General features: G+C 44.4%; 3 protein-coding genes. All 3 read left to right on the plus strand.

Annotated features, from left to right (window positions below; all coding sequences use genetic code 11):
- Window position 1 precedes the first annotated feature (1 nt).
- Window positions 2-403: an SxtJ family membrane protein gene (locus C7K08_RS16995; protein ID WP_106501144.1), complete on the plus strand. Its 402-nt coding sequence runs from the start codon at window positions 2-4 to the stop codon at window positions 401-403.
- Window positions 404-485: 82 nt separating this feature from the next.
- On the plus strand, window positions 486-644 hold the full coding sequence (locus C7K08_RS16055; RefSeq protein WP_162842911.1) for a DUF5989 family protein: 159 nt from the start codon (window positions 486-488) through the stop codon (window positions 642-644).
- Window positions 645-705: 61 nt separating this feature from the next.
- On the plus strand, window positions 706-1,341 hold a 636-nt coding region (locus tag C7K08_RS16210; protein ID WP_206603881.1), incomplete at its 3' end, for an SGNH/GDSL hydrolase family protein.

The raw sequence follows: 1,341 nt of genomic DNA on the forward strand, positions 1-1,341 counted from the left end.
CATGAACAGTAAGCCCAAAAAACTTGCCCAGCTTAGGGAATTTGGCTTTGTATTAGCCGGTGGCCTTAGCTTAATCTTTGCTGTAATCGGCCCATGGTTGCGCAATCATCCAGCACCAATTTGGTTGTGGATAGTAAATAGCATCTTAGTGACATTTGCACTACTGGCGCCACAAACCCTAGCGCCAATTSAGAAACTATGGYTGCGGCTTGGCAATGTRCTTGGTGCAATAAATAGCAGAATTATTTTAACTCTACTTTTTTAYGGAATATTTACGCCCATGGGCTTGATCATGCGCGCCCGCGGCATTGATCCGCTAAAACGTAAAACCAACCAACAAGCCAACAGCTACAGGTTGGTTTCAAAATCACGCCCAGGGAGCCACATGGTAAAACCGTGGTAGAAATTGTTCGCCATGAAATTGATCGCGGTTGATTCCTGGGCTTCCAATGTATAATCAACACATCTATCCAATCCATAAGGCCATGGCAATATTCGAACTRCTTGSAGATGTGTGGGGCTTTTTAAATGAACGCAAAAAGTTTTGGTTGCTACCTCTAATTGTAACCTTGGTATTACTTGGCGGCCTAGTGGTGCTCACCCAGGGTTCAGCCTTAGCACCATTTATCTACACATTATTCTAAAGAATTGGCCTTCAAGTTTGCCAGCCGTAGCTATTTGATTCCCTTGCTGCGTTTGGGGGTGATGAATATTGCTGTTTTGTTGATATTTTTGCTATTGGCAGAATTTGCATTGCGTTTAGCCGCCCTTGAAAAGCCAGCTTTTTATCAATTTCACCCYGTGCGGGGCTTTAGCCACMGGCCAGGGGCAACAGGGTGGTGGAATCAAGAGGGCCGCGGCTGGGTRAGTATTAATAAAGCGGGCTTCCGCGATAGCAACCATGCTGCCCTGCCAACAAAAGGAGTATTGCGAGTGGCMGTATTGGGGGATTCATTTAGTGAAGCATTCCAGGTRAATCAAAACSAAACCTGGTGGGCACAATTRCAAAAGCAGGTAAATAACAAGCCTGGTTGCACTTTGATATCTAGTTATCCAAAAGGTTTAGAAGTGATGAATTTTGGTGTTGGCGCCTATGGCACTGGTCAACAACTGCTTACCTGGAGATCTGATGCACGCCATAACAAACCCACCCTGGTTATTCTTGCTGTATTTTTAGGTAATGACATCAATGACAATACACCTRCTGCCAGAAATGATAGGCCTTTCTTTTATTTASATCAAAATGGCRMRCTGCAGATTAATAACGATTTCCGCCAATCCCCCGCAAGTATATTTCGAAATAGTTTACCWGGACGCAGCCTTAAYTGGTTTGTAGAACAT

Source organism: Synechococcus lacustris str. Tous (assembly GCF_003011125.1).
Classification (GTDB): domain Bacteria; phylum Cyanobacteriota; class Cyanobacteriia; order PCC-6307; family Cyanobiaceae; genus Synechococcus_D; species Synechococcus_D lacustris.